17 protein-coding genes are annotated in these 20608 nt (G+C 72.5%); 8 read left to right on the forward strand and 9 right to left on the reverse strand.

The window, feature by feature from the left end; translation table 11 throughout:
• Positions 1 to 70: 70 nt before the first annotated feature.
• A complete protein-coding gene (gene trpS, locus ACGF07_RS18175; RefSeq protein ID WP_392899923.1) occupies positions 71 to 1066 on the forward strand; it encodes a tryptophan--tRNA ligase in 996 nt (331 codons plus the stop codon).
• Entirely contained in the window at positions 1063 to 1617 is a 555-nt protein-coding gene (locus ACGF07_RS18180; RefSeq protein WP_350735879.1) for a 2'-5' RNA ligase family protein, read from the forward strand. Before trpS ends, ACGF07_RS18180 begins: the two co-directional genes overlap by 4 nt.
• 325 nt (positions 1618 to 1942) lie before the next feature.
• Here ACGF07_RS18180 and ACGF07_RS18185 read toward each other — a convergent pair whose 3' ends face one another.
• Positions 1943 to 5515: a CDP-glycerol glycerophosphotransferase family protein gene (locus ACGF07_RS18185; protein ID WP_392899796.1), complete on the reverse strand. Its 3573-nt coding sequence runs from the start codon at positions 5513 to 5515 to the stop codon at positions 1943 to 1945.
• Positions 5516 to 5651: 136 nt separating this feature from the next.
• On the opposite strand from ACGF07_RS18185, the gene ACGF07_RS18190 reads away from it, so the two are divergent.
• Together ACGF07_RS18190 and ACGF07_RS18195 are read left to right on the forward strand one after the other, a co-directional pair.
• Positions 5652 to 6650 (forward strand): glycosyltransferase family 2 protein, encoded by a 999-nt coding sequence (locus ACGF07_RS18190; protein ID WP_392899798.1) that lies wholly within the window; start codon positions 5652 to 5654, stop codon positions 6648 to 6650.
• A gap of 80 nt (positions 6651 to 6730) precedes the next feature.
• Positions 6731 to 7690, forward strand: coding sequence for a YihY/virulence factor BrkB family protein (locus ACGF07_RS18195; protein WP_392899801.1), 960 nt, complete (start codon positions 6731 to 6733; stop codon positions 7688 to 7690).
• 17 nt (positions 7691 to 7707) lie between these two features.
• On the opposite strand, the gene ACGF07_RS18200 is transcribed toward ACGF07_RS18195, so the two are convergent.
• Positions 7708 to 8919: a D-alanyl-D-alanine carboxypeptidase family protein gene (locus ACGF07_RS18200; protein ID WP_392899804.1), complete on the reverse strand. Its 1212-nt coding sequence runs from the start codon at positions 8917 to 8919 to the stop codon at positions 7708 to 7710.
• 141 nt (positions 8920 to 9060) lie between these two features.
• On the opposite strand from ACGF07_RS18200, the gene ACGF07_RS18205 reads away from it, so the two are divergent.
• Complete coding sequence (locus ACGF07_RS18205; protein WP_350735894.1) at positions 9061 to 9318, forward strand: SCO4848 family membrane protein; 258 nt, start codon at positions 9061 to 9063, stop codon at positions 9316 to 9318.
• A gap of 97 nt (positions 9319 to 9415) precedes the next feature.
• Here ACGF07_RS18205 and ACGF07_RS18210 read toward each other — a convergent pair whose 3' ends face one another.
• The 4 genes from ACGF07_RS18210 to sdhC are packed head-to-tail and all read right to left on the reverse strand — an operon-like array spanning position 9416 to position 12863.
• Positions 9416 to 10189, reverse strand: a complete 774-nt coding sequence (locus ACGF07_RS18210; protein WP_350735897.1) for a succinate dehydrogenase iron-sulfur subunit — start codon at positions 10187 to 10189, stop codon at positions 9416 to 9418.
• Positions 10189 to 11931 (reverse strand): succinate dehydrogenase flavoprotein subunit, encoded by a 1743-nt coding sequence (sdhA, locus tag ACGF07_RS18215; RefSeq protein ID WP_350735900.1) that lies wholly within the window; start codon positions 11929 to 11931, stop codon positions 10189 to 10191. The genes ACGF07_RS18210 and sdhA overlap by 1 nt, the downstream gene beginning before the upstream one ends.
• A gap of 51 nt (positions 11932 to 11982) precedes the next feature.
• Positions 11983 to 12474 (reverse strand): succinate dehydrogenase, hydrophobic membrane anchor protein, encoded by a 492-nt coding sequence (gene sdhD / locus ACGF07_RS18220; RefSeq protein WP_350735903.1) that lies wholly within the window; start codon positions 12472 to 12474, stop codon positions 11983 to 11985.
• Between the two features lie 8 nt (positions 12475 to 12482).
• On the reverse strand, positions 12483 to 12863 hold the full coding sequence (gene sdhC / locus ACGF07_RS18225; protein WP_033332398.1) for a succinate dehydrogenase, cytochrome b556 subunit: 381 nt from the start codon (positions 12861 to 12863) through the stop codon (positions 12483 to 12485).
• Positions 12864 to 13115: 252 nt separating this feature from the next.
• Here sdhC and ACGF07_RS18230 point away from each other — a divergent pair, with 252 nt between their 5' ends.
• Positions 13116 to 13991, forward strand: coding sequence for a hypothetical protein (locus ACGF07_RS18230; protein ID WP_392899809.1), 876 nt, complete (start codon positions 13116 to 13118; stop codon positions 13989 to 13991).
• A 7-nt stretch (positions 13992 to 13998) separates the two neighbouring features.
• Here the strand turns inward: ACGF07_RS18230 and ACGF07_RS18235 are convergent, their stop codons facing one another.
• The 3 genes from ACGF07_RS18235 to ACGF07_RS18245 all read right to left on the reverse strand — a co-directional run bounded on the left by ACGF07_RS18235 (position 13999) and on the right by ACGF07_RS18245 (position 17299).
• Positions 13999 to 14544 (reverse strand): 2-oxo-4-hydroxy-4-carboxy-5-ureidoimidazoline decarboxylase, encoded by a 546-nt coding sequence (locus ACGF07_RS18235; protein WP_392899926.1) that lies wholly within the window; start codon positions 14542 to 14544, stop codon positions 13999 to 14001.
• A 230-nt stretch (positions 14545 to 14774) separates the two neighbouring features.
• Complete coding sequence (locus ACGF07_RS18240) at positions 14775 to 16442, reverse strand: alpha/beta hydrolase (RefSeq protein WP_392899812.1); 1668 nt, start codon at positions 16440 to 16442, stop codon at positions 14775 to 14777.
• A gap of 101 nt (positions 16443 to 16543) precedes the next feature.
• On the reverse strand, positions 16544 to 17299 hold the full coding sequence (locus ACGF07_RS18245; protein ID WP_350735913.1) for an SDR family oxidoreductase: 756 nt from the start codon (positions 17297 to 17299) through the stop codon (positions 16544 to 16546).
• A gap of 125 nt (positions 17300 to 17424) precedes the next feature.
• Between ACGF07_RS18245 and ACGF07_RS18250 the strand changes: the two genes are divergently transcribed.
• Positions 17425 to 19050, forward strand: a complete 1626-nt coding sequence (locus ACGF07_RS18250; protein WP_392899815.1) for a methylmalonyl-CoA mutase — start codon at positions 17425 to 17427, stop codon at positions 19048 to 19050.
• A 215-nt stretch (positions 19051 to 19265) separates the two neighbouring features.
• Complete coding sequence (locus tag ACGF07_RS18255) at positions 19266 to 20519, forward strand: amidohydrolase (RefSeq protein ID WP_392899818.1); 1254 nt, start codon at positions 19266 to 19268, stop codon at positions 20517 to 20519.
• Positions 20520 to 20608 lie beyond the last annotated feature (89 nt).

Raw genomic sequence — 20608 nt, forward strand, 5'->3', positions numbered from 1 at the left:
CGGTGGAACTGGAAGAATGGCCCGCATGGTCAACGCAGCGGTCACTGGTCCGGTCAAGGACCGTCCCCGGGTGCTCTCCGGCATCCAGCCCACCTCCGGCTCGTTCCACCTCGGCAACTACCTGGGCGCGGTGCGCCAGTGGGTCGACCTGCAGAAGGACAACGACGCCTTCTACATGGTGGTCGACCTGCACGCGATCACCGTTCCGCAGGACCCGGTGACCCTGCGCCAGAACACCCGGATCTCCGCCGCCCAGCTGCTCGGCGCCGGCCTGGACCCGGAGCACTGCACCCTGTTCGTCCAGTCGCACGTGCCCGAGCACGCGCAGCTGGCGTGGGTGATGAACTGCCTCACCGGCTTCGGCGAGGCGTCCCGGATGACCCAGTTCAAGGACAAGTCCTCCCGGTACGGCGCCGACAGCACCACCGTCGGCCTGTTCACCTACCCGATCCTGCAGATCGCGGACATCCTGCTCTACCAGGCCGACGCCGTCCCGGTCGGCGAGGACCAGCGCCAGCACGTGGAGATCACCCGCGACATCGCGGAGCGCTTCAACTCGCGCTACGCCCCGACGTTCACGATCCCGAAGCCGTACATCCTCAAGGAGACGGCGAAGATCCAGGACCTCCAGGACCCGGGCGTCAAGATGAGCAAGTCGGCGTCCTCGCCCAAGGGCCTGGTCAGCCTGCTGGACGACCCGAAGGCCAGCGCCAAGAAGTTCAAGAGCGCCGTGACCGACACCGGCACCGTCGTCTCCTACGACGAGGAGCAGAAGCCGGGCGTCTCCAACCTGCTGCGCATCCACTCCGCGCTCAGCGGCCAGCCCGTCGAGCAGCTGGTCGCGCACTTCGAGGGCAAGATGTACGGCGCCCTCAAGACCGAGCTGGCCGAGCTGTTCACCGAGTGGGTGACCCCCTTCCAGGAGCGCACCCGCAGCTTCCTGGACGACCCGGCCGAGCTGGACCGGGTGCTCGCGATCGGCGCCGAGAAGGCCCGCGCGGTCGCCTCCGAGACGCTGGCGACGGTCTACGACCGGATCGGCTTCCTCCCGGCCGCCAAGCGGTGACTCCCCTCACACGCCTGCCCGGTGGTGACGACCTCCCGGAGGTCGTCACCATCGGCGTGTCCGTCAGCGTGCCCGACCCGTACGGGACGCTGATCCAGGACGCCCGGGCCGGGCACGGCGACCCGCAGGCCCGTTCGATACCGACGCACGTCACCCTGCTGCCGCCGACCGAGGTGCCCGCCGAGGCGCTGCCGAAGATCGAGGAGCACCTCGCGGCGGTGGCGGCCGCGCACCGGCCGTTCCGGATGCTGCTGCGCGGCGGCGGCACCTTCCGCCCGGTCTCCCCGGTGGTGTTCGTCCGGGTCGAGGAGGGCGCGCAGGAGTGCCGGCTGCTGGAGGCGGACGTCCGCTCCGGCCCGCTGGCCCGTGAGCTGGCCTTCCCGTACCACCCGCACGTGACGGTCGCGCACGGCCTGCCGGACGACGTCCTGGACCAGGCGTACGAGCAGGCGCGCGGCTTCCGGGCGTCCTTCACCGTCCCGGGCTTCTCCCTCTCCCGCTTCGACGCGGACGAGGTCTGGCGGCCCTGGCGGAGCTACGCCTTCTCCTGAGAGCCGGCCCCCGCCGCCCGGCCCCGGCACCGCTGAGCGCGGTGGTGCCCGACGGGGCCCTTCCCCCGTGGTCCTGCGACGCGCCACCGGCCGTTGCTCCGCGGCTTCCGTCCGGCCGGCGGCACGCGTGACCTGCTCCCCCCGCCCTCCGCGCGGCGTGCCTCCCCCCTCGGCCCTTCCCTCCCTCGGCCTCCGACTCCCCTCGTCCGGCGAGCAGGGACGCGGAGCCGGACGCCGCGAGGCGCCCGGCGCGGTTCTCGCCGGGCGCCTCGCGGGTGCCTCAGTGCCTCAGTGCCTCGGTGGCGTGTTCACCGGTGGCGGGTGACTACTCCTTGCGGAGCATCGCGTCGACCACCCGGGCGGAGGCCTTGCCGTCGTCCAGATCGCAGTACGCCTCGCGGAACGCGGCCGCCTTGTCGGCGTACTCGGCCGCGACCTCGTCCACCCGGCCGAGCGCGGCGACCAGTTCCTCCGAGGTGGCCAGCAGCGGACCGGGCGCCTCGGCCTCGAAGTTCAGGCTGAAGCCGCGCAGGTTGTCCCGGTAGTGCTCCAGGTCGTGGGTGAAGAAGAGCATCGGCTTGCCGGTGGAGGCGAAGTCGAACACGCTCGCCGAGTAGTCGGTGACCAGCACGTCCGCGATCAGCAGCAGCTCCGCCATGTCGGGGTAGCTGCCCACGTCCCAGATGTAACCGTTGCCGGCGCCCGGGATCTGACCGCACATCACGGTGTGCCGGCGCACCAGCAGCACCTGGTCCTCGCCGAGCGCGGCCTTGGCCGCCTCCAGGTCGATCCGCAGGTCGATCTGGTAGCCGCCGTTCGGCCGCCGCCGGTCCTCGCGCCAGGTCGGCGCGTACAGCACGACCTTCTTGCCCTCGGGCAGGCCGAGCCGCTCCCGGACCTGCTCGGCGGTCTTCTCCCGGTCGGCCGCGAACAGCAGGTCGTTCCGGGGCGAGCCGCTCTCCAGGATCTCGCCCTTGAAGTCGAAGGCGCGCCTGAGGACCGGGGCCGACCAGGTGTTCCCGGCCACCAGCAGGCTCCAGTTCGGGACCTCGCGGGCCAGGCTCTTGAGGTAGTTGGAGTCGGTGAACCAGACCTTCTCGAAGTCGAGGCCGATCTGCTTCAGCGGGGTGCCGAGCCAGGTCTGCACGACCACCTGACCGGGTCGGCGGACGAAGAAGTCGGGCAGGTGGGTGCTGGTCACGATGTACTTCGCGGTCGCCAGCGCCTCGAACCACTCCGGGCTCCAGAGCCGGACCGAGGTCGCCGACTGCGGCAGGTCGGCCTGCAGGTCGTCGTTGCCCCACAGGTGCTCCAGCGGCAGGCCGCGGCGGACCAGCTCCTCGTGGATGGCCCTCGGCGAGTCGGCGTACACGCTGCCGTGCCCGGCGTTGTACAGCACCGTGTCGCGAACCGGCAGGCGCCGGGCGGCCGGGTAGTGCTCGGTGCGCAGCAGCCGCTGGCGGTAGCCGGCCCGCTCCTCGGGCAGCAGCGCCGAGTGCGACTCCAGCGACAGCCCGTCGTGGTAGCGGCGCTCCAGCACTATCCGCTTGCCGCGGGACTCCACCTCCAGGGGCAGCGCGCCGAAGCAGGCCGGGTCGATCAGCGCCGACGCGTTCGGCAGCTCGGCCGCCGACACGCCGACCGGGCGGAAGGAGACGGCCCAGGTGCCGGTGGCGAGCGGCACCCGGCCGGCGAAGGAGGCGGTCGGCACGGCGGGCAGCGCGGTGCGGAACCGGCCGTCCGAGATCTCCACCGGGTAGACGTGCTCCTCCTCGCGCCAGTGGTGCCGGACCACCAGCTCCCAGCGGTGGGCACCGGGCAGCGGGAACGAGCCGGCCAGCAGGAAGCCGTCGGCGCCGCGCGCGGACACCTCGTCCACCAGCGGCTGCAGCAACTGGTCGCAGAACTGCAGGTGGCCGCCCGGGGAGGGCTTGGAGTAGAGGGCCCGCCGCGGCTCGGCCGAGGACCGCGGCTCCAGCGGCAGGTGCAGCGGCTCGGGGGCGTTGCGGTCGTCCCAGGCCAGCCGGACGACGCTGCCGTCGGCCAGCAGCAGCGCGCTGTCCCAGCGGTCACGGCTGCGCTCGGCGGCCAGCGGGTCCAGCTCGGCCCAGGCCTCGCGGACGGCGGTCAGCTCGGCCACCGGGAAGGAGGCCGTGAACGGCTGGAGCGTGCCGACCGGAGCACCCAGCTCCAGCGGGAAGGACAGCTCGCGGTCCGACTCGACGTGGGTGAGCCGCAGCCGGGCCCCGGCGAAGTTCGCCCCGGAGCGGGCGGCGCCGGAGACCTCCACCCGGCCGTCCTGCGCGGCCAGGCCGGTCACCCGCGCCTTGACCGTCTCCACGTGCAGGTAGAGGAAGTTGTCCCGGACCCACGGCACGATCCGCACGTCCGGCTCGACCCAGTGCGTCGGGACGTACTGCGCGGTGTCGCTCCAACCGGCCGAGACGCGGCCCTTGTAGACCCCGCCCTTGCCGGCGCCGGCCACCAGGACGCGCCAGTGGCCGTCCTTCCACTGGCCGCGGTGCTTGAGCTTCTTCGGGTCCAGGGCGACGGTGAAGCCGGACCAGTCGCAGCTGTACAGGTCGTGGTTGCAGCTCGCGGTCGCCTCGGGGCTGTACTGGGTCTTCATCGGCACGGCGACGACCCGGCGGCCCTTGGCCTCGCGCAGCACCAGGGTGCGGACCATGTCGTGCTTGGCCGCCGCGCCCAGCTGCTCCGGGTACGCGTGCCCGGTGAGCTGCAGCTTCCCGCCGACCCAGGCGCTCTCGTACAGCCGGCTGCGCATGACCAGCGAGTTGTCCAGCTTGAGCACGCCGGCCGGCACGCTCTTGCGCCCGCCGCGCAGGAACGGGTAGTCCGCGTACGGGCGCAGCAGACCGCGGGCCTGCACGCCGCCGCCGCTCTCGCCCTCGTACTTGATCTGCTCGACCAGCTCGTCCACCCGGCCCGCCAGGGTCAGGTGGTACTTCAGCCGCAGCGGGGCGCGCAGCTTGCGGACCTGCTCGGGGCCGATCGCCCGGAGCAGCCGGCTGACGTGCTGGACGTAGGCGTCCCGGTACTCCTTGTCGCCGTCGACGACGGACCAGAAGAACATCGGGATCTCCTCGACGAGGGTGTTCTCGTCGTAGGAGCGCAGGTACTGGGCGAAGCGCGGCTCGGTCTGCTTCTTCAGCCAGCCGCGGACCAGCTCGACGGAGGTGACCCGGTCGATCAGGCCCTTGGGGTTGGTGCGCATCTGCGTGATCGACATCTCGCCGACCTCGCGCTCGCGCCAGTGGTAGATCGGCTCGGAGAGCACGTCGACGCTCTTGGCCAGGTAGTGGTGCGGCACGCTGACCGGCGCGTCCTCGTACAGGATGCCCTCGGGGTACAGCAGGCCGGCCGCGTCGAAGAACGACCGCCGGTACACCTTGTTCCACGCGGTGCGGTCGGTGACCAGCGCCGGGATCTCGGTGATGTGGGTCTTGAGCTTGGTCGTCTTGAACGGCTTCACGTGGCCGCCGGACTGGTAGTAGCCCACCGCGCGGAACCGCAGCACGTTGCCGGTGCAGAAGTCCGAGCCGGTCTCGTCCAGCGTGTTGATCATCAACTCGTACGCGCTCGGCGGCATCGAGTCGTCGCTGTCCACGAAGCACAGGAACTCGGAGTCCGGGTCGATGTGCCGGATGCCGGTGTTGCGGGCCGCGCCGAGGCCCTTGTTCACCTGGCGGACCAGCCGGAACCGCGAGTCCTTGGCCGCGTACGCCTCGGCGAGGGCCGCGCTGTCGTCCTTCGAACCGTCGTCGACCATGACGCACTCGAAGTCCGTGAAGGTCTGGGCGGCGATCGAGTCGAGGCATTCGACGAGGTAACGCTCGACGTTGTAGATGGGGACGACGATGGAGAGGCGGGGAGCCATCGGCTACGCAGGCCTTTCTCGGGAGGAGCGTGGCAGCCCGGTGAGGGCCTGGCCGCACATCGGAATCGGTGCGTACGTGCGCCCCGATCCTACCTCCGGGCTCCGGGCCCCCTTCGGGCCACTACGCTTGGGCCCCGTGCCCCGCTTCAGCGTCATCGTCCCCGTGTACCAGGTCCAGGACTACCTCGCCGAGTGCCTCGAGTCGGTCCTCGGCCAGGGCGGCCCCGACTTCGAGCTGATCGCGGTGGACGACCGCTCCCCGGACGGCTGCGGCGCCCTGCTGGACGAGGCGGCCGCCGCCGACCCCCGCGTGCGGGTGCTGCACCTGCCGGAGAACGTCGGCCTCGGCCAGGCCCGCAACGCCGGCCTGGAGGTCGCCACCGGCGACTACGTGCTCTTCCTCGACAGCGACGACACCCTCACCCCCGGCCTGCTGAAGGCCGTCGACGACCGGCTCGCCGCCACCGGCGACCCGGACGTCCTGGTCTACGACTACGCCCGCACCTACGCCGACGGCCGGATCACCCGGGCCGCCTCGGCCCACGTCTTCGGCGCCGCCTCCCCGGACGTCTTCGACCTCGCCGCCCGCCCCGACCTGCTCGACCTGCTCCAGGTCGTCTGGAACAAGGCCTACCGCCGCGCCTTCGTCGCCGAGCAGCGGCTGGTCTTCCCGGCCGGCTACTACGAGGACACCCCCTGGACGTACCCGGCGCTGCTCGCCGCCGCCAGCATCACCCTGCTCGACCAGGTCGGCGTGCACTACCGCCAGCGCCAGGAGGGCGGCAACATCCTGGCCACCGCCAGCCGCAAGCACTTCGACGTGTTCGCCCAGTACGACCTGGTCTTCGCCTTCCTCGACCGCCGCCCCGACCTGGACCGCTGGCGCCCGGTCGTCTACGGGAAGATGCTGCACCACCTGAACACCGTGGTCGCCAAGCCCGGCCGCGTCCCACCCGGCGACCGCCGCGAGTACTTCCGCCGCGCCGCCGCGCACTGCGCCCGGCTGCGCCCGGCCGGCTACCGCCCCCCGGCCGGCGTGGAGGGCGTGCGCACCGAACTGCTCAGCCACGGCCGCTACGGCGCCTACCAGGCCGTCCGGGCCCTCGCCCGGGCCCGCCGACTGGTCAAGCGCTAGGCCCGTCCCCCCCGCGGCGGAGACGGCCCGGAGGCCGTGCCTGACGGCCGTTCGGGGGACGGACCGGTATAACCGGTCGGGTGGACTTCCTGACCCGCCTTCCGGTCGTCGGCCCGCTGGTGGCCCGGGTGCTGCGCAGCCGCCCGTACCGGGTGTACGAGTACTTCACCGCCGCCCGCGGCAACCGGCTGGCCGGCGCCGTCACCTTCTTCGGCTTCCTGGCGCTCTTCCCGCTGCTGACGGTGGGCCTGGCGGTCGCCGTGGCGACGCTCAGCGGCAGCCAGGTGAACGACCTGCAGAAGCGCATCTCCGACCAGTTGCCGGGCATCTCGGACGCGCTCGACCTGCCGTCGCTGGTCGCCAACGCGGGCACGGTCGGGCTGGTCGGCGGGGCGCTGCTGCTGATCTCCGGCCTCGGCTGGGTGGACACCATGCGCACCTCGATCCGGGACCTCTGGCAGCTGCCCGAGGAGGAGGCCAACCCGGTGCTGCGCAAGGCCTGGGACGTCGCGGTGCTCGCCGGCCTCGGCCTGGTGTCGCTGTTCTCGATGGCCGCCTCCGCCGCGGGGACGACGCTCGCCGGGCGGATCGCCGGCGAGATCGGCCTCGGCAGCGGCTACCTGCTCACCGGGGTGGGCGTGCTGATCGCCATAGGGTGCGACACCCTGCTCTTCGCCTACCTGCTGGCGCCCTTCCCCGGGATCAGCGGCCAGCGACGCCGGGACCTGCTGGTCGGTGCGCTGATCGGCGCGGTCGGCTTCGAGCTGCTGAAGCTGCTGCTCGCCTCCTACCTCGGCTCGGTCGCCGGGCGGAGCCTGTACGGGGCCTTCGCCACGCCGGTGGCCCTGCTGCTGTGGATCAACTTCGTCTGCCGGCTGTTGATGTACTGCGTGGCCTGGACGGCGACGGCCGACCCGGAGGCCGCCCGGGAGCGGACCCGGGCGCACGGCCGGGCGTTGCTGGCGGCGGCCGACGCGTCGGCGGCGGCGGAGGCGTCGGAAGCGGCGGAGACGGCGAAGGCGGCCCGGCCCCGCGGATGAGGCCGGGCCGCCGGGGCTCAGGCCCCGCCGCGGCCCGCTCGGCGCCGCAGGACCACGACGGCCCCCGCCGTGACCACGGCCACGGCGGCCGCGACGCCCAGGGCGGCCGGCATCGCCCAGCCGCGCCCGCCGTCCCCGGCCGGAGCCGCCGCAGTGGGCCGGTCCGCGGTGGGGGCGGGGTGCGGCGGCGGGGCCGGGGTGCCGGTGGCGCCGTCGGCCGGGTCGGTGGCCTGGGCACCTCCGGCCGGTCGCTCGTCGACCAGCCTGCCGACCGGCTTGACCTTGGCGGCGGCGGCGAAGCCCCAGTCCAGCAGCTCGGCCGTCTCGTCGTAGACCTTCTGGTAGCTGGCCGGGTGCATGACGGTCACCAGGAGCGTGCGTCCGTCGCGCTCGGCGGCGCCGACGAAGGTCGAACCGGCGTTGGTGGTGGTGCCGTTCTTGACCCCGATCAGGCCGGGGTACTTGCCCAGCAGCCGGTCGGTGTTGGCGATCCCGAAGCTGCCCCGCCGGCCGGTGTTCTTGTCCACGGCGCCCGGGAACATCGCGTCCCGGGTCGCGCAGTACGCCCGGAAGTCCGCGTTGCGCAGCCCGGCCCGGGCGAACAGGGACAGGTCGTACGCCGAGGAGACCTGGCCGTCCATGTCGTAGCCGTCCGGGGAGATCACCTTGGTGTCCTTCGCCTGGAGCGCGTCGGCGCGGGCCTGCATCTCGGCGACGGTCCGCTGGATGCCGCCGTTCATGTGCGACAGGACGTGCACGGCGTCGTTGCCGGAGCTCAGGAACACGCCGCGCCACAGGTCCTCGACCCGGTACTCCAGGTCCTCCTTGATGCCGACCAGGCTGCTGCCGGGTCCGATGTTCTGGATCTCCTCGTCCGCCACCTTGTGCACCGCGTTGCGGTCGAACTTGGGCAGCACGGTGTCGGCGAAGAGGATCTTCAGGGTGCTGGCCGGCGGCAGTTTGAGGTGCGGGTTGTAGGCCGCGAGCACCTCCCCCGACGAGGCGTCGGAGACTATCCAGGACTGGCCGGTGAGGTCCGTCGGCAGTGCCGGGGAGCCCGGCAGCGGATTGACCTGGACCCCGGGGAGCCCCAGCCGCTCGCCGCCGACCGCGGTCGACGGCGGCGGCGCCTGCGGGGTCGCGACCGCCGCCGGGGCGGCGAGCAGGACCGGGAGGGCCGCGGTGGCCGCGGCGCACAGCCGAGTGATCGTGTGACGGGGAGTTGGCACCAGCTGACCGTACCCACTACGGGCGCCGGCCGCTCGCCACTCCGGGCGGGTCGTCCCCGGGAGGGGCCCGCCGTACGCCGATCGGCGGCCGCGCATACTGGGGAGGCACACCGCCTTCACACCCCCGCCGAGGACCACCCCATGAAGCTCAGCCGCCGTACCTCCTGGTTCCTGACCGCCTTCGGCGTCTGGTCGGTCATCATCTGGACCACCTTCGTCAAGAACCTCTGGAAGGACTCCGGGGGCCAGGCCTTCGTGAACGGCGACCACTCCCGGCCCACCGCCTTCTTCTGGGTGCACCTGCTGCTCGCCGTCACCTCCTTCGCCCTCGGCATCGCCGTCGGCACCATCGGCGTGCGCGGCCTCCGCGCCACCCGCCGCACCCCGGCCACCGACTGAGAGCCCCGCCGCCGCGGCGGGCCCCCTGGCGGGGCCCGGCAGCACGAAGGCCCCGCCCGGGTGACCGGGGCGGGGCCTTCGTGCTGTCAGGCGGGGGTCAGAAGCGGCGGGTGACCAGCGCCCGCTTGACTTCCTGGATCGCCTTGGTGACCTCGATGCCGCGCGGGCAGGCCTCGGAGCAGTTGAAGGTGGTGCGGCAACGCCACACGCCCTCACGGTCGTTGAGGATCTCCAGGCGCTGCTCGGCGCCCTCGTCGCGCGAGTCGAAGATGAAGCGGTGCGCGTTGACGATGGCGGCCGGGCCGAAGTACTGGCCGTCGTTCCAGAACACCGGGCAGGACGACGTGCACGCGGCGCACAGGATGCACTTGGTGGTGTCGTCGAAGCGCTCGCGGTCCTCGGCGGACTGCAGGCGCTCGCGGGTCGGCTCGTTCCCCTTGGTGATGAGGAACGGCATGACGTCCTTGTACGCCTGGAAGAACGGGTCCATGTCCACGACCAGGTCCTTGAGGACCGTCAGGCCCTTGATGGCCTCGATCGTGATCGGCTTCTCCGGGTTGACGTCCTTGATCAGGGTCTTGCACGCCAGCCGGTTGCGGCCGTTGATCCGCATCGCGTCGGAGCCGCAGATCCCGTGCGCGCAGGAACGGCGGTAGGTGAGGGTGCCGTCCTGCTCCCACTTGATCTTGTTGAGCGCGTCCAGGACGCGCTCCTTCGGGTCCATCGTCAGCTGGTAGTCGACCCACACCGGCTCCGGGTGCTCCTCCGGGTTGAACCGGCGGATCCGGAAGGTGACGGTGATCAGCTGGACGCCACCGGCCTCGGCCGCGTCCAGAGCGGCCGAGTGCTTCTCCACGGTCGGAGTGCTCATCAGTACTTACGCTCCATCGGCTGGTAGCGGGTCGTGACGACCGGCTTGTAGTCGAGGCGGATGGAGGTGGTGCCGTCGGCGGCGACCTCCTGGTACGCCATGGTGTGCTGCATGAACTTCACGTCGTCACGGGTCGGGAAGTCCTCGCGGTAGTGACCGCCGCGGGACTCCTCGCGGGCGAGCGCGGAGACGGCCAGCACCTCGGCCAGGTCGAGCAGGTTGCCCAGCTCGATGGCCTCCAGGAGGTCCGTGTTGTAGCGGTAGCCCTTGTCCTGGATCGAGACGTTCTTGAAGCGCTCCTTGAGGGCGGCGATGTCCTCGACCGCCTGCTTCAGGGTGGCGCCGGTGCGGTACACCATCGCGTTGGCGTCCATGGTCTCCTGCAGCTCCTTGCGGATCTGCCCCACGGACTCGGTGCCGGTGGACTCGCGCAGCTTCTCGACCATGTCCTGGACGAGCGCCTCCGGGTTCTCCGGCAGCGGCACGAAGTCGTTCGCGTTGGCGTAGTCGGCGGCGGCGATGCCAGCGCGACGGCCGAACACGTTGATGTCCAGCAGCGAGTTGGTGCCCAGGCGGTTGGCGCCGTGGACGGACACGCAGGCGACCTCGCCGGCCGCGTACAGGCCCGGGACGACCTCCGTGTTGTTGCGCAGGACCTCACCCTCGACGTTGGTCGGGATGCCGCCCATGGCGTAGTGCGCGGTGGGCTGGATCGGGATCGGGTCCGTGTAGGGCTCGATGCCGAGGTAGGTGCGCGCGAACTCGGTGATGTCCGGGAGCTTGGCGTCCAGCTGCTCCGGCGGCAGGTGGGTCAGGTCCAGGTAGACGTGGTCGCCGTCCGGACCGCAGCCGCGGCCCTCGCGGATCTCGGTGTAGATCGCGCGGGAGCAGACGTCACGGGACGCGAGGTCCTTCATGACCGGGGCGTAGCGCTCCATGAAGCGCTCGCCGTCCTTGTTGCGCAGGATGCCGCCCTCGCCGCGGGCGCCCTCGGTGAGCAGGATGCCCATGCGCCAGATGCCCGTCGGGTGGAACTGGAAGAACTCCATGTCCTCCAGCGGCAGGCCGCGGCGGTAGGCCACCGCCTGGCCGTCACCGGTGAGGGTGTGGGCGTTCGAGGAGACCTTGAACATCTTGCCGGTGCCGCCGGAGGCGAACACGACCGACTTGGCCTGGAAGACGTGGATCTCGCCGGTGGCCAGCTCGTAGGCGACGACGCCGGCCGTCTTGCCCTCGTTGAGCAGCAGGTCGAGGACGTAGTACTCGTTGAAGAACTCGACGCCGTGCTTGACGCAGTTCTGGAACAGCGTCTGGAGGATCATGTGGCCGGTGCGGTCGGCCGCGTAGCACGAGCGGCGGACCGGGGCCTCGCCGTGGTTGCGGGAGTGACCGCCGAAGCGGCGCTGGTCGATCCGGCCCTGCTCGGTGCGGGAGAAGGGCAGACCCATCTTCTCCAGGTCGAGGACGGCGTCGATGGCCTCCTTGCACATGATCTCGGCGGCGTCCTGGTCGACCAGGTAGTCACCACCCTTGACCGTGTCGAAGGTGTGCCACTCCCAGTTGTCCTCCTCGACGTTGGCGAGGGCGGCGCACATGCCGCCCTGGGCCGCGCCGGTGTGGGACCGGGTGGGGTAGAGCTTGGTCAGGACGGCGGTGCGGCTGCGCTGCGTGGCCTCGATGGCCGCGCGCATGCCGGCGCCGCCGGCGCCGACGATGACGGTGTCGTACTGGTGAATCTGCATGGGGGGTTAACTCGCCTCTGGCCTCTGCCGATGGTCGATGGTGCTCGCGGCTCAGATGTTGGGGTCGAAGGTGAAGATCACCAGGGTGCCGAGCAGCACGGTGAAGACCGTGGCGGTACCCATGAGCCCCTTGAGCCAGAGCCGGGTCGAGTCCTTCTCGGCGTAGTCGTTGATGACCTGACGCATGCCGTTGGCGCCGTGCAGCATGGCGAGCCAGAGCATCAGGAGGTCCCAGCCCTGCCAGAACGGCGAGGCCCAGCGGCCGGCCACGAAGGCGAAGCCGATCTTGGAGACGCCTCCGTCGAGGACCAGCATGATCAGCAGGTGGCCGAGGATCAGCACGACCAGGACGACACCGGACAGGCGCATGAAGAGCCAGGCCAGCATCTCGAAGTTGGTGCGGGTGCGGCGCGGCGTCCGCGCGGTCCGCTTGCGCGGCGGCTCGATGACGAAGGCGTCGGCCGGGTTGCCGGTGCCGAGGCCCTTGCCGGTGTGCGCGTGCTTGGACGGGACGACGACGGCGTCCGAGATTTCCGTGGACATGTCTCAGCTCACTTCCCGAACCAGGAGATCAGCGTGTGCTGCAGGATCCCGTAGAACGAGCCGGCCATCAGGACGACCCAGACTCCGACCACGGTCCAGAGCATCTGCTTCTGGTACTTCGGGCCCTTGGACCAGAAGTCCACGGCCACGACGCGCAGGCCGTTGAGGGCGTGGAACAGGATGGCGGCCACCAGGCCGTACTCCATCAGGTTCACGAGGGGAGTCTTGTACGTCTGGATGACGGTGTCGTAGGACTCCGGCGACACTCGCACCAGGGCGGTGTCCAGGACGTGGGCGAACAGGAAGAAGAAGATGAGGACGCCGGTGACTCGATGAGCCACCCAGCTCCACATGCCTTCCCGGCCGCGGTACAGCGTTCCAGCCGGCACGGAAAAACCCTCCGGAAGCGATTGGGGGCTCGGCCGGCTTCGGTGTCGGTCAGCCCGGCCGGGTCGGTCCACCGGCCGCGAGCATCCTATCGACGCGTTCTCGGTAACCGCCTCCGGGGCCCCCAGGTGTGATCAATCAGGCACTTCTGGCCTAGCCGCGCGGGAACCGGACGCCGTTCGGTGGCTCTGGGTGACCGTACGGCTGCGCTACGGTGGCGAACTCCCGTCCGCCGACACCCTGCCGAGGCGCCCGTGCCGCTCCGCCCCGCCCGTCCGCGCGCCGTCCTGGTCGGTCTGCTGCTGTTCGCCGCGGGCTGCACCACGGTCGGCGGCCCCGGGGACCGCGCCGCGGCCGGCCGGGAGCTGTCCGCGGCCGAGCTGCGGGCCGCCGCGGTGGTCGGCACCGACCTCGGGCCGGGGTACACGGTGACACTGATCGCCCCCGGTCGCGGCGGCGCCGGGGCGGCCGCCGGTCGGGAGACCGCGGACGTCGCCGCCTGCCAGCCGCTGCTGGACGCGGTCGGCCCGGCCGTTTCGACGGGCGCGGAACCTGGCCAGGTGGGCGCGCCGGGCCAGGCGGGCGCCGGCGCCGGAGCGGGCGCGCCGGGAGCGGGGACGGCGGCCTCGCCCTCGCCGGGCGCGGGCGCCGTGGCCTCGCCCTCGCCGGGATCCGGTCACCCGTACGCGGAGACCGAGCTGAGCGTGGCCCGGTCCGCCGATCCGAAGGCCGAGGTGCACGGCGGGCTGCTCGGCTACCCGGCCGGCGGTGCGGCCGCACTGCAGGCGGAACTGGAGCAGCTGTTCGGCCGCTGCGCCGCCTTCACCTCCGCCGTCCCGGCGCCGCCGGCCGAGCGGGCGGGGAAGAGGGTGCCGGTCCGTACCAGGCACCGGCTGAACAGGGAGGACACGCCCACGCCCGAGGGAGCCGACTCGGCGATCGGATTCACCCTCACGAATGAATCGGGTACGGCGGTGCCGGCCCGGCGGGCCGTGCTCGTCCGGGTCGGGCCGGCGCTCGCGGTGTTCACCACCCTCGGGGTCGCCGCCGAACCGGCCGGCCCGCCGGACGAGCGGGTCGTCCGGCGGCAGGTGGCCAAGCTGCGCGCCGCGCAGGCGGGCCCGGAGTAGCCGGGGCTCAGCGGGCCCCGGCCTCCGAGTGGGTGGCGACCAGGTGCTCCAGCCGGTTCAGGGCGATCCGGCGGAGTTCGTCCGCCGCGATCAGCCGCTCCTCGTCCGGGTCGTTGGCCAGCCGGGTGCGGATCGAGGAGAGCACGGTGTCGAGCATCTCCTCCGGCTCGACGCCGTCCAGGCAGACCACGAACACGTGGCCGAACCGGGCCTCGTACGCGGCGTGCGCGGCGCGCAGCGCGGTGTGCGCCGCCTGGCTGCCGGGCGCCCGCATGCCGAGCAGCGGCTGCGGCATCCAGCTCTCGTCCGCCAGCGCCTCGGTCAGGTCGGCCGGGCGCAGGTCGTAGGAGGCCTCACTGGCGGCGGCCAGCAGGGACTCTATGTCGGGGTACGGCCGGTGCGCGGTGAGCCGCAGTGCCCAGCGGTGGCTGCCGCAGCACGCGAGCAGGGCCTCCTCGGCGGCGCCGGCGTCGGCCTCGTTGAAGCGGTGCAGGCCGAGGAGGGTCGGCTCGACGCTGACGTCGGGCCGCTGTGGCGGGATGTCGCTGGCCAGCGGGTCCTCCTCGTGAGGGCGGGAAGGTGCCGGTGGAGTGGTGCGGCGGGTGGAGTGCGGGGCCTGCGGGGGCGCGCGGCGTCGGCAGGCTGCGCCTCAAAGGTAGTTGAGCCGTCATCAGTTGGGGAGGGCGCGCGCGGAATTCACTCGGACGAGCTATCAAGTTGTGACGTTGACACTTTCCGGTCATCGCCCTCCCCTTCCGCCTCCGCCGGTCGGCGGACGCGGGGTCAGGAGCAGCGGGTGCCCTCGGCGGGCATCGTGCCCTCGGTCAGGTAGGCCTCCAGTGCCCGGTCCACGCAGGTGTTGCCCTTGCCGAAGGCGCCGTGACCCTCGCCCACCCGGGTCAGCAGGGTGGCCCTGGCGAAGCCCTTGGCCAGGGACTCGGCCGCGGCGTACGGGGTGGCCGGGTCGTTGGTGGTGCCGATCACCAGGATGGGCGCGGCCCCCTCGGCCCGGACGGTGTGCGGCTTCTCGGGGGACCGGTACGGCCAGCCCTGGCAGGCCGCGTCGGTGAAGTCCTCGGTGCTGACGCCCCTGGTCAGCAGCGGGGCCTTCTCCTGGAGCTCCTGCACGGCCGCCCGGGCGCGTTCGGGCGAGGGCGCCGGGGCGGAGCCGTCGGCGCAGCCGATCGCGGTGTGGGCCGACTCCATCGGGGAGTAGTGGCCGTTCTCGTCGCGCTCCAGGTAGCTGTCGGAGAAGGCGAGCAGGATGTCGCCGCGCTTCATGGTCATCGCCATCCCGAGGCCCACCCGCAGGTACTTCCAGTCCTGGTTCTGGTCGCCGTAGAGCGCGGCGGTGACGCCGTTCCAGGCGAGGTCGCGGCCGACCTTGCGGCCGTCCTTGGTGGGCAGCGGGTGGTCGATCAGGCCGTCCAGGAAGTCGGCGGCCCGCTTGGCCGCCTGGTCCTTGTCCTTGCCGAGCGGGCACTCGTCCGCGTGGTTCTCGACGCAGTCGGCGGCGAAGTGCTCGAAGGAGGTCTCGAAGCCGATCCGCTGCCGGACGACGGAGTCCAGGTCGTCGGCGGCCGGGTCGACGGCGCCGTCCAGGACCAGCCGGCCGGTGTTCTGCGGGAACTCCTCGGCGTACAGCGAGCCCAGGTAGGTGCCGTACGAGACGCCCAGGTAGTGGAGCTTCGCGTCCCCCACGGCCGCGCGCAGCACGTCCAGGTCGCGGGCGGTGTTGCGGGTGCCGACGAAGGGCAGCAGCTTGCCGGACCTGGCCTGGCAGGCGGCGATGTACTCGGCGTTCTGCTTCTCCTCGGCGGCCCGGCGGGCGTCCGGGTCGAGCGGGGCGTCCACCTGGTTCTGGGCGTCGCGCTGCTTGTCGTCCAGGCAGCGCACGGGCGAGCTGTCGCCGGTGCCGCGGGGGTCGAAGCCGATCACGTCGAAGCGGTCGTGCAGGGCGCCGGCGAAGTCCTTGGCGCCGTACTCGACCATCTCGACGCCGGAGGCGCCGGGGCCGCCGGGGTTGACCATCAGCGAGCCGATCCGCTGGTCCTGCTTGCCGGCCGGGTACTTGATCAGCGCGAGGTCGATCGCGTCGGCGTCGGGGGCGGCGTAGTCGAGCGGGACGTGCAGCTTGCCGCACCTCATCCCGGCGAGGTCGACCCCGGCCTCCGCGGCCTTGGGGTCGGCCGGGCAGGCGGTCCAGTCGATCTTCTGGCCGTAGAAGGGCTTCAGCGCCGGGTCGGCCTCGCCGCGCGGCCCGGAGCTCGCCTCTGCCGGCCGGCCGCTGCCGGCAGCCGCGCCGGCAGTGGCAGCCGCGCCGGCGGTGCTGCCGGCGGCCCGGTCCTGGGCCGGCTTGGCGGAGTCGTCGCAGGCGGAGGCGAGCAGCAGGGTGCCTGCCGCCAGCGCGGTCAGCAGGACGCGTGGCCGGGCGGCCCGGAAGGTCTTCATCGCACGTGTGTACCACCCCGGGACGACGTGTTCGATCTTGACCCCCGCCGGGCCGCCGGGCCACCGGGTTGCCTGGTCGCCCGGCTGCCGGTGCGTCCCGGTCAGCCGCGGTGGACCTTGTGGTTGGCGGCCTGCGCCCGGGGGCGGACCACCAGCAGGTCGACGTTCACGTGCGAGGGCCGGGTGACCGTCCACGCCACGGTGTCCGCGATGTCCTCGGAGGTCAGCGGTTCGGCCACGCCCGCGTACACGGCGGCGGCCTTCTCCTCGTCGCCGCGGAAGCGGGTGACGGCGAAGCCCTCGGACTTCACCATCCCGGGGGCGATCTCGATCACCCGGATCGGCTCCCCGCACAGCTCCAGCCGCAGCGTGGCCGCGATGGTGTGCGCGGCGTGCTTGGCGGCGACGTACCCGCCGCCGCCCTCGTACGCGGCCAGCGCGGCGGTCGAGGAGAGCACCAGCACCGTGCCGTCGCCGGTGGCGCGCAGGGCGGGCAGCAGCGCCTGGGTCATGTGCAGCACCCCGAGCACGTTCACCTCGTACATCGCCCGCCAGTCGGCCGGGTCGCCGTGCTCGACGCTCTCGGCGCCGAGCGCCCCGCCGGCGTTGTTCACCAGGACGTCCACCCGGCCGACCCCGGCCGCGAAGGCGTCCACGGCGGCCCGGTCGGTGACGTCCAGCGTGACCGCCCGCGCCGCGCCGCCGCGGTCGCCGATCTCCTTGGCGAGCGCCTCGATCCGCTCCGTCCGGCGGGCGGTCAGCACCACCTCGAAGCCCTCGGCGGCCAGCCGGCGGGCGGTCGCCGCGCCGATTCCGCTGCTGGCACCGGTGACCACGGCCACCTTCTGCTCGGTCATTGCCACTCCCTGGGGGCTCATCGGTCGTTCACCCGATCATCTCAACCGCGTCTGCGCCCCCGCCGCCCGGTCACGCTCTAGATTTCGAGGACCGACCAGTGCCCCGCCGATCCCGTGGAGGGACCATGGCGTCCGAGCCGCGTTCCGCCGAACCAGCCCGCTCTCCGGCTCCAGCCCGCCGGTCGGAATCGGGCTTCCCGATCGAACCGCTGTACGGCCCGGAGGCGCTGGCCGACTGGGACCCGGACACCCGGCTGGGGCGCCCGGGGGAGTACCCGTACACCCGGGGCGTGTACCCGACGATGTACACCGGCCGGCCGTGGACGATGCGCCAGTACGCGGGCTTCGGCACCGCCGCCGAGTCCAACGCCCGCTACCGGCAGCTGATCGCGGGCGGCGGCACCGGCCTCTCGGTCGCCTTCGACCTGCCGACCCAGATGGGCTACGACTCGGACGCTCCGCTCGCCGCCGGCGAGGTCGGCAAGGTGGGCGTGGCGGTGGACAGCGTCGAGGACATGGCGGTGCTCCTCGACGGCATCCCGCTGGACGCCGTGTCCACCTCGATGACCATCAACGCGCCCGCCGCCCTGCTCCTGCTGCTCTACCAGCTGGTCGGCGAGGCCCAGGGGGTGGCGCCGTCCGCGCTCACCGGCACCGTGCAGAACGACGTGCTGAAGGAGTACATTGCCCGCGGCACCTACATCTTCCCGCCGCAGCCCTCGCTGCGGCTGGTCGCGGACGTGTTCCGCTACTGCCGGGCCGAGATCCCGCGCTGGAACACCATCTCCATCTCCGGCTACCACATGGCCGAGGCCGGGGCCGACCCGGCGCAGGAGATCGCCTTCACCCTGGCCAACGGCATCGCCTACGTGCGCACCGCGCTCGCCGCCGGGATGGCCGTGGACGACTTCGCCCCCCGGCTCTCCTTCTTCTTCGTGGCCCGCACCACGCTGCTGGAGGAGGTGGCCAAGTTCCGCGCCGCCCGTCGGATGTGGGCCCGGATCATGCGCGAGGAGTTCGGCGCGCAGGACCCGCGCTCGCAGATGCTGCGCTTCCACACCCAGACCGCGGGGGTGCAGCTCACCGCCCAGCAGCCGGAGGTGAACCTGGTCCGGGTCTCGGTGCAGGCGCTCGCGGCGGTGCTCGGCGGCACCCAGTCCCTGCACACCAACAGCTTCGACGAGGCGATCGCCCTGCCCACCGAGAAGGCCGCCCGGCTGGCCCTGCGCACCCAGCAGGTGCTCGCCCACGAGACCGACGTCACCGCCACCGTCGACCCCTTCGCCGGCTCCTACGCGGTCGAGTCGCTGACCGACCGGGTGGAGGCCGCCGCGCTGGCCCTGATGGCCCGGGTCGAGGAGCGGGGCGGGGCGGTGGCGGCCATCGAGCAGGGGTTCCAGAAGGGCGAGATCGAGCGCACCGCCTACCGCCTCCAGCAGGAGACCGACTCCGGCGAGCGGACGGTGGTCGGCGTCAACCGCTTCCGGCTGGACGAGGAGGAGCCGTACCAGCCGCTGCGGGTGGACCCGGCGATCGAGCGGCAGCAGGCCGAGCGGCTGGCCCGGCTGCGGGCGGACCGCTCCGCGACCGCCGTGACCCGGGCGCTGGACGCGCTGCGCCGCACGGCGGAGGGACCGGAGAACGTGCTGTACCCGATGAAGGAGGCGCTGGCCGCCCGGGCCACCGTCGGCGAGGTCTGCGACGCGCTGCGCGGGGTGTGGGGGACGTACGCGCCGGTGGAGCGGTTCTGAACGGGCGTCTGAACGGGCGTCAACCACCGGGTGAACCGTCAACCCGACGGTGGGCGTGACCACCGGCCGGGGTGATCGTTGCACAGGGCAAGCAACCCGGAGAAGGCGGCTGAAACGAGATGTCATACCCACCTGTCCGACCGGTATGCACCCATCCGGGGACTAGTTTTCCGGAAGCCGGGCCAAATCCCCCCAACGGGCCTACGCTTGGGGAGATGAACCGTCCTGATCCCGCCCAGCCGGGCGCCACCCTCGCCGCCGCACGCCCCGCCGCCGACCTGCGGGGCCGGGTCAGGGGCCTGGAGCCCGAGCTGGTCGCCTTCCGTCGTGATCTGCACCGGCACCCGGAGCTGGGCCGCCAGGAGTTCCGCACCACCAACCTGCTGCGCGACCGGCTGACGGCCGCGGGCCTGGAGCCGCGGGTGCTGCCCGGGGGCACCGGCCTGCTGGTGGACATCGTCCCGGCCGGCACGGCCCCGGGCACCGAGTTCCTGGCCTTCCGCGCGGACATCGACGCGCTGCCGATCGACGACGCCAAGACCGACGTCCCCTACCGCTCGACCGTCCCCGGCCGGGCCCACGCCTGCGGGCACGACGTGCACACCGCGGTGGTGCTCGGCACCGGGCTGGTGCTGGCCGAGGCCGCCCGCACCGGCGAGCTGCGCCGCCCGGTCCGGCTGGTGTTCCAGCCCGCCGAGGAGGTCATGCCGGGCGGAGCGCTGGACGTCGTCAAGGCCGGCGGGATGGACGGTGTCGGCCGGATCTTCGCGGTGCACTGCGATCCCAAGGTGGAGGTCGGACGGATCGCCCTGCGCACCGGGGCGATCACCTCGGCCTGCGACCGCCTGGTGCTGCACCTGGACGGGCCCGGCGGGCACACCGCCCGCCCGCACCTGACCACCGACCTGGTGACCGCGATCGCCCGGATGGCCGCCGACCTGCCGGGCGCCCTGGCCCGCCGGATGGACCCTCGCTGGGGCGTCAGCCTGGTCTGGGGCCGGATCGCCTCCGGTTCCGCGCCCAACGTCATCCCGCAGCACGCCGAACTGGAGGGCACCGTCCGCTGCCTGGAGCTGGACGGCTGGCGCGAGGCGCCGGACCTGCTGCACGAGCTGATCGCCAAGCTCGCCGAGACCTACCGGGCCAAGTGGACGCTGGACTACCACCGCGGGGTCCCGCCGGTGGTCAACGAGGCCGTGTCGGTCGCCCGGCTGGACGCGATGATGACCGCCCGCTTCGGGCAGGGCGGCGCCCAGGTGGTGGAGGGCACCGAGCAGAGCCTCGGCGGTGAGGACTTCTCCTGGTACCTGGAGCACGCCCCGGGCGCGCTGGCCCGGCTGGGCGTCCGCGCCCCCGGCGACCCCACCGTCCGCGACCTGCACCAGGGCCGCTTCGACGTGGACGAGCGGGCGATCGGCATCGGCGTGGAACTGTTCGCCGCGCTGGCCCTGGAGGACGAGCCGAACTGACCCCGTCCGCAGGGAGTACGCGGTCGGCGCGCGACCGGGTCGTCGGCGGCCGGGGTTCCGGGGCGGTTCCGTAAACTGGGCCGAACCAG

This window comes from Kitasatospora sp. NPDC048194, from assembly GCF_043202455.1.
Taxonomy (GTDB): Bacteria; Actinomycetota; Actinomycetes; order Streptomycetales; family Streptomycetaceae; genus Kitasatospora.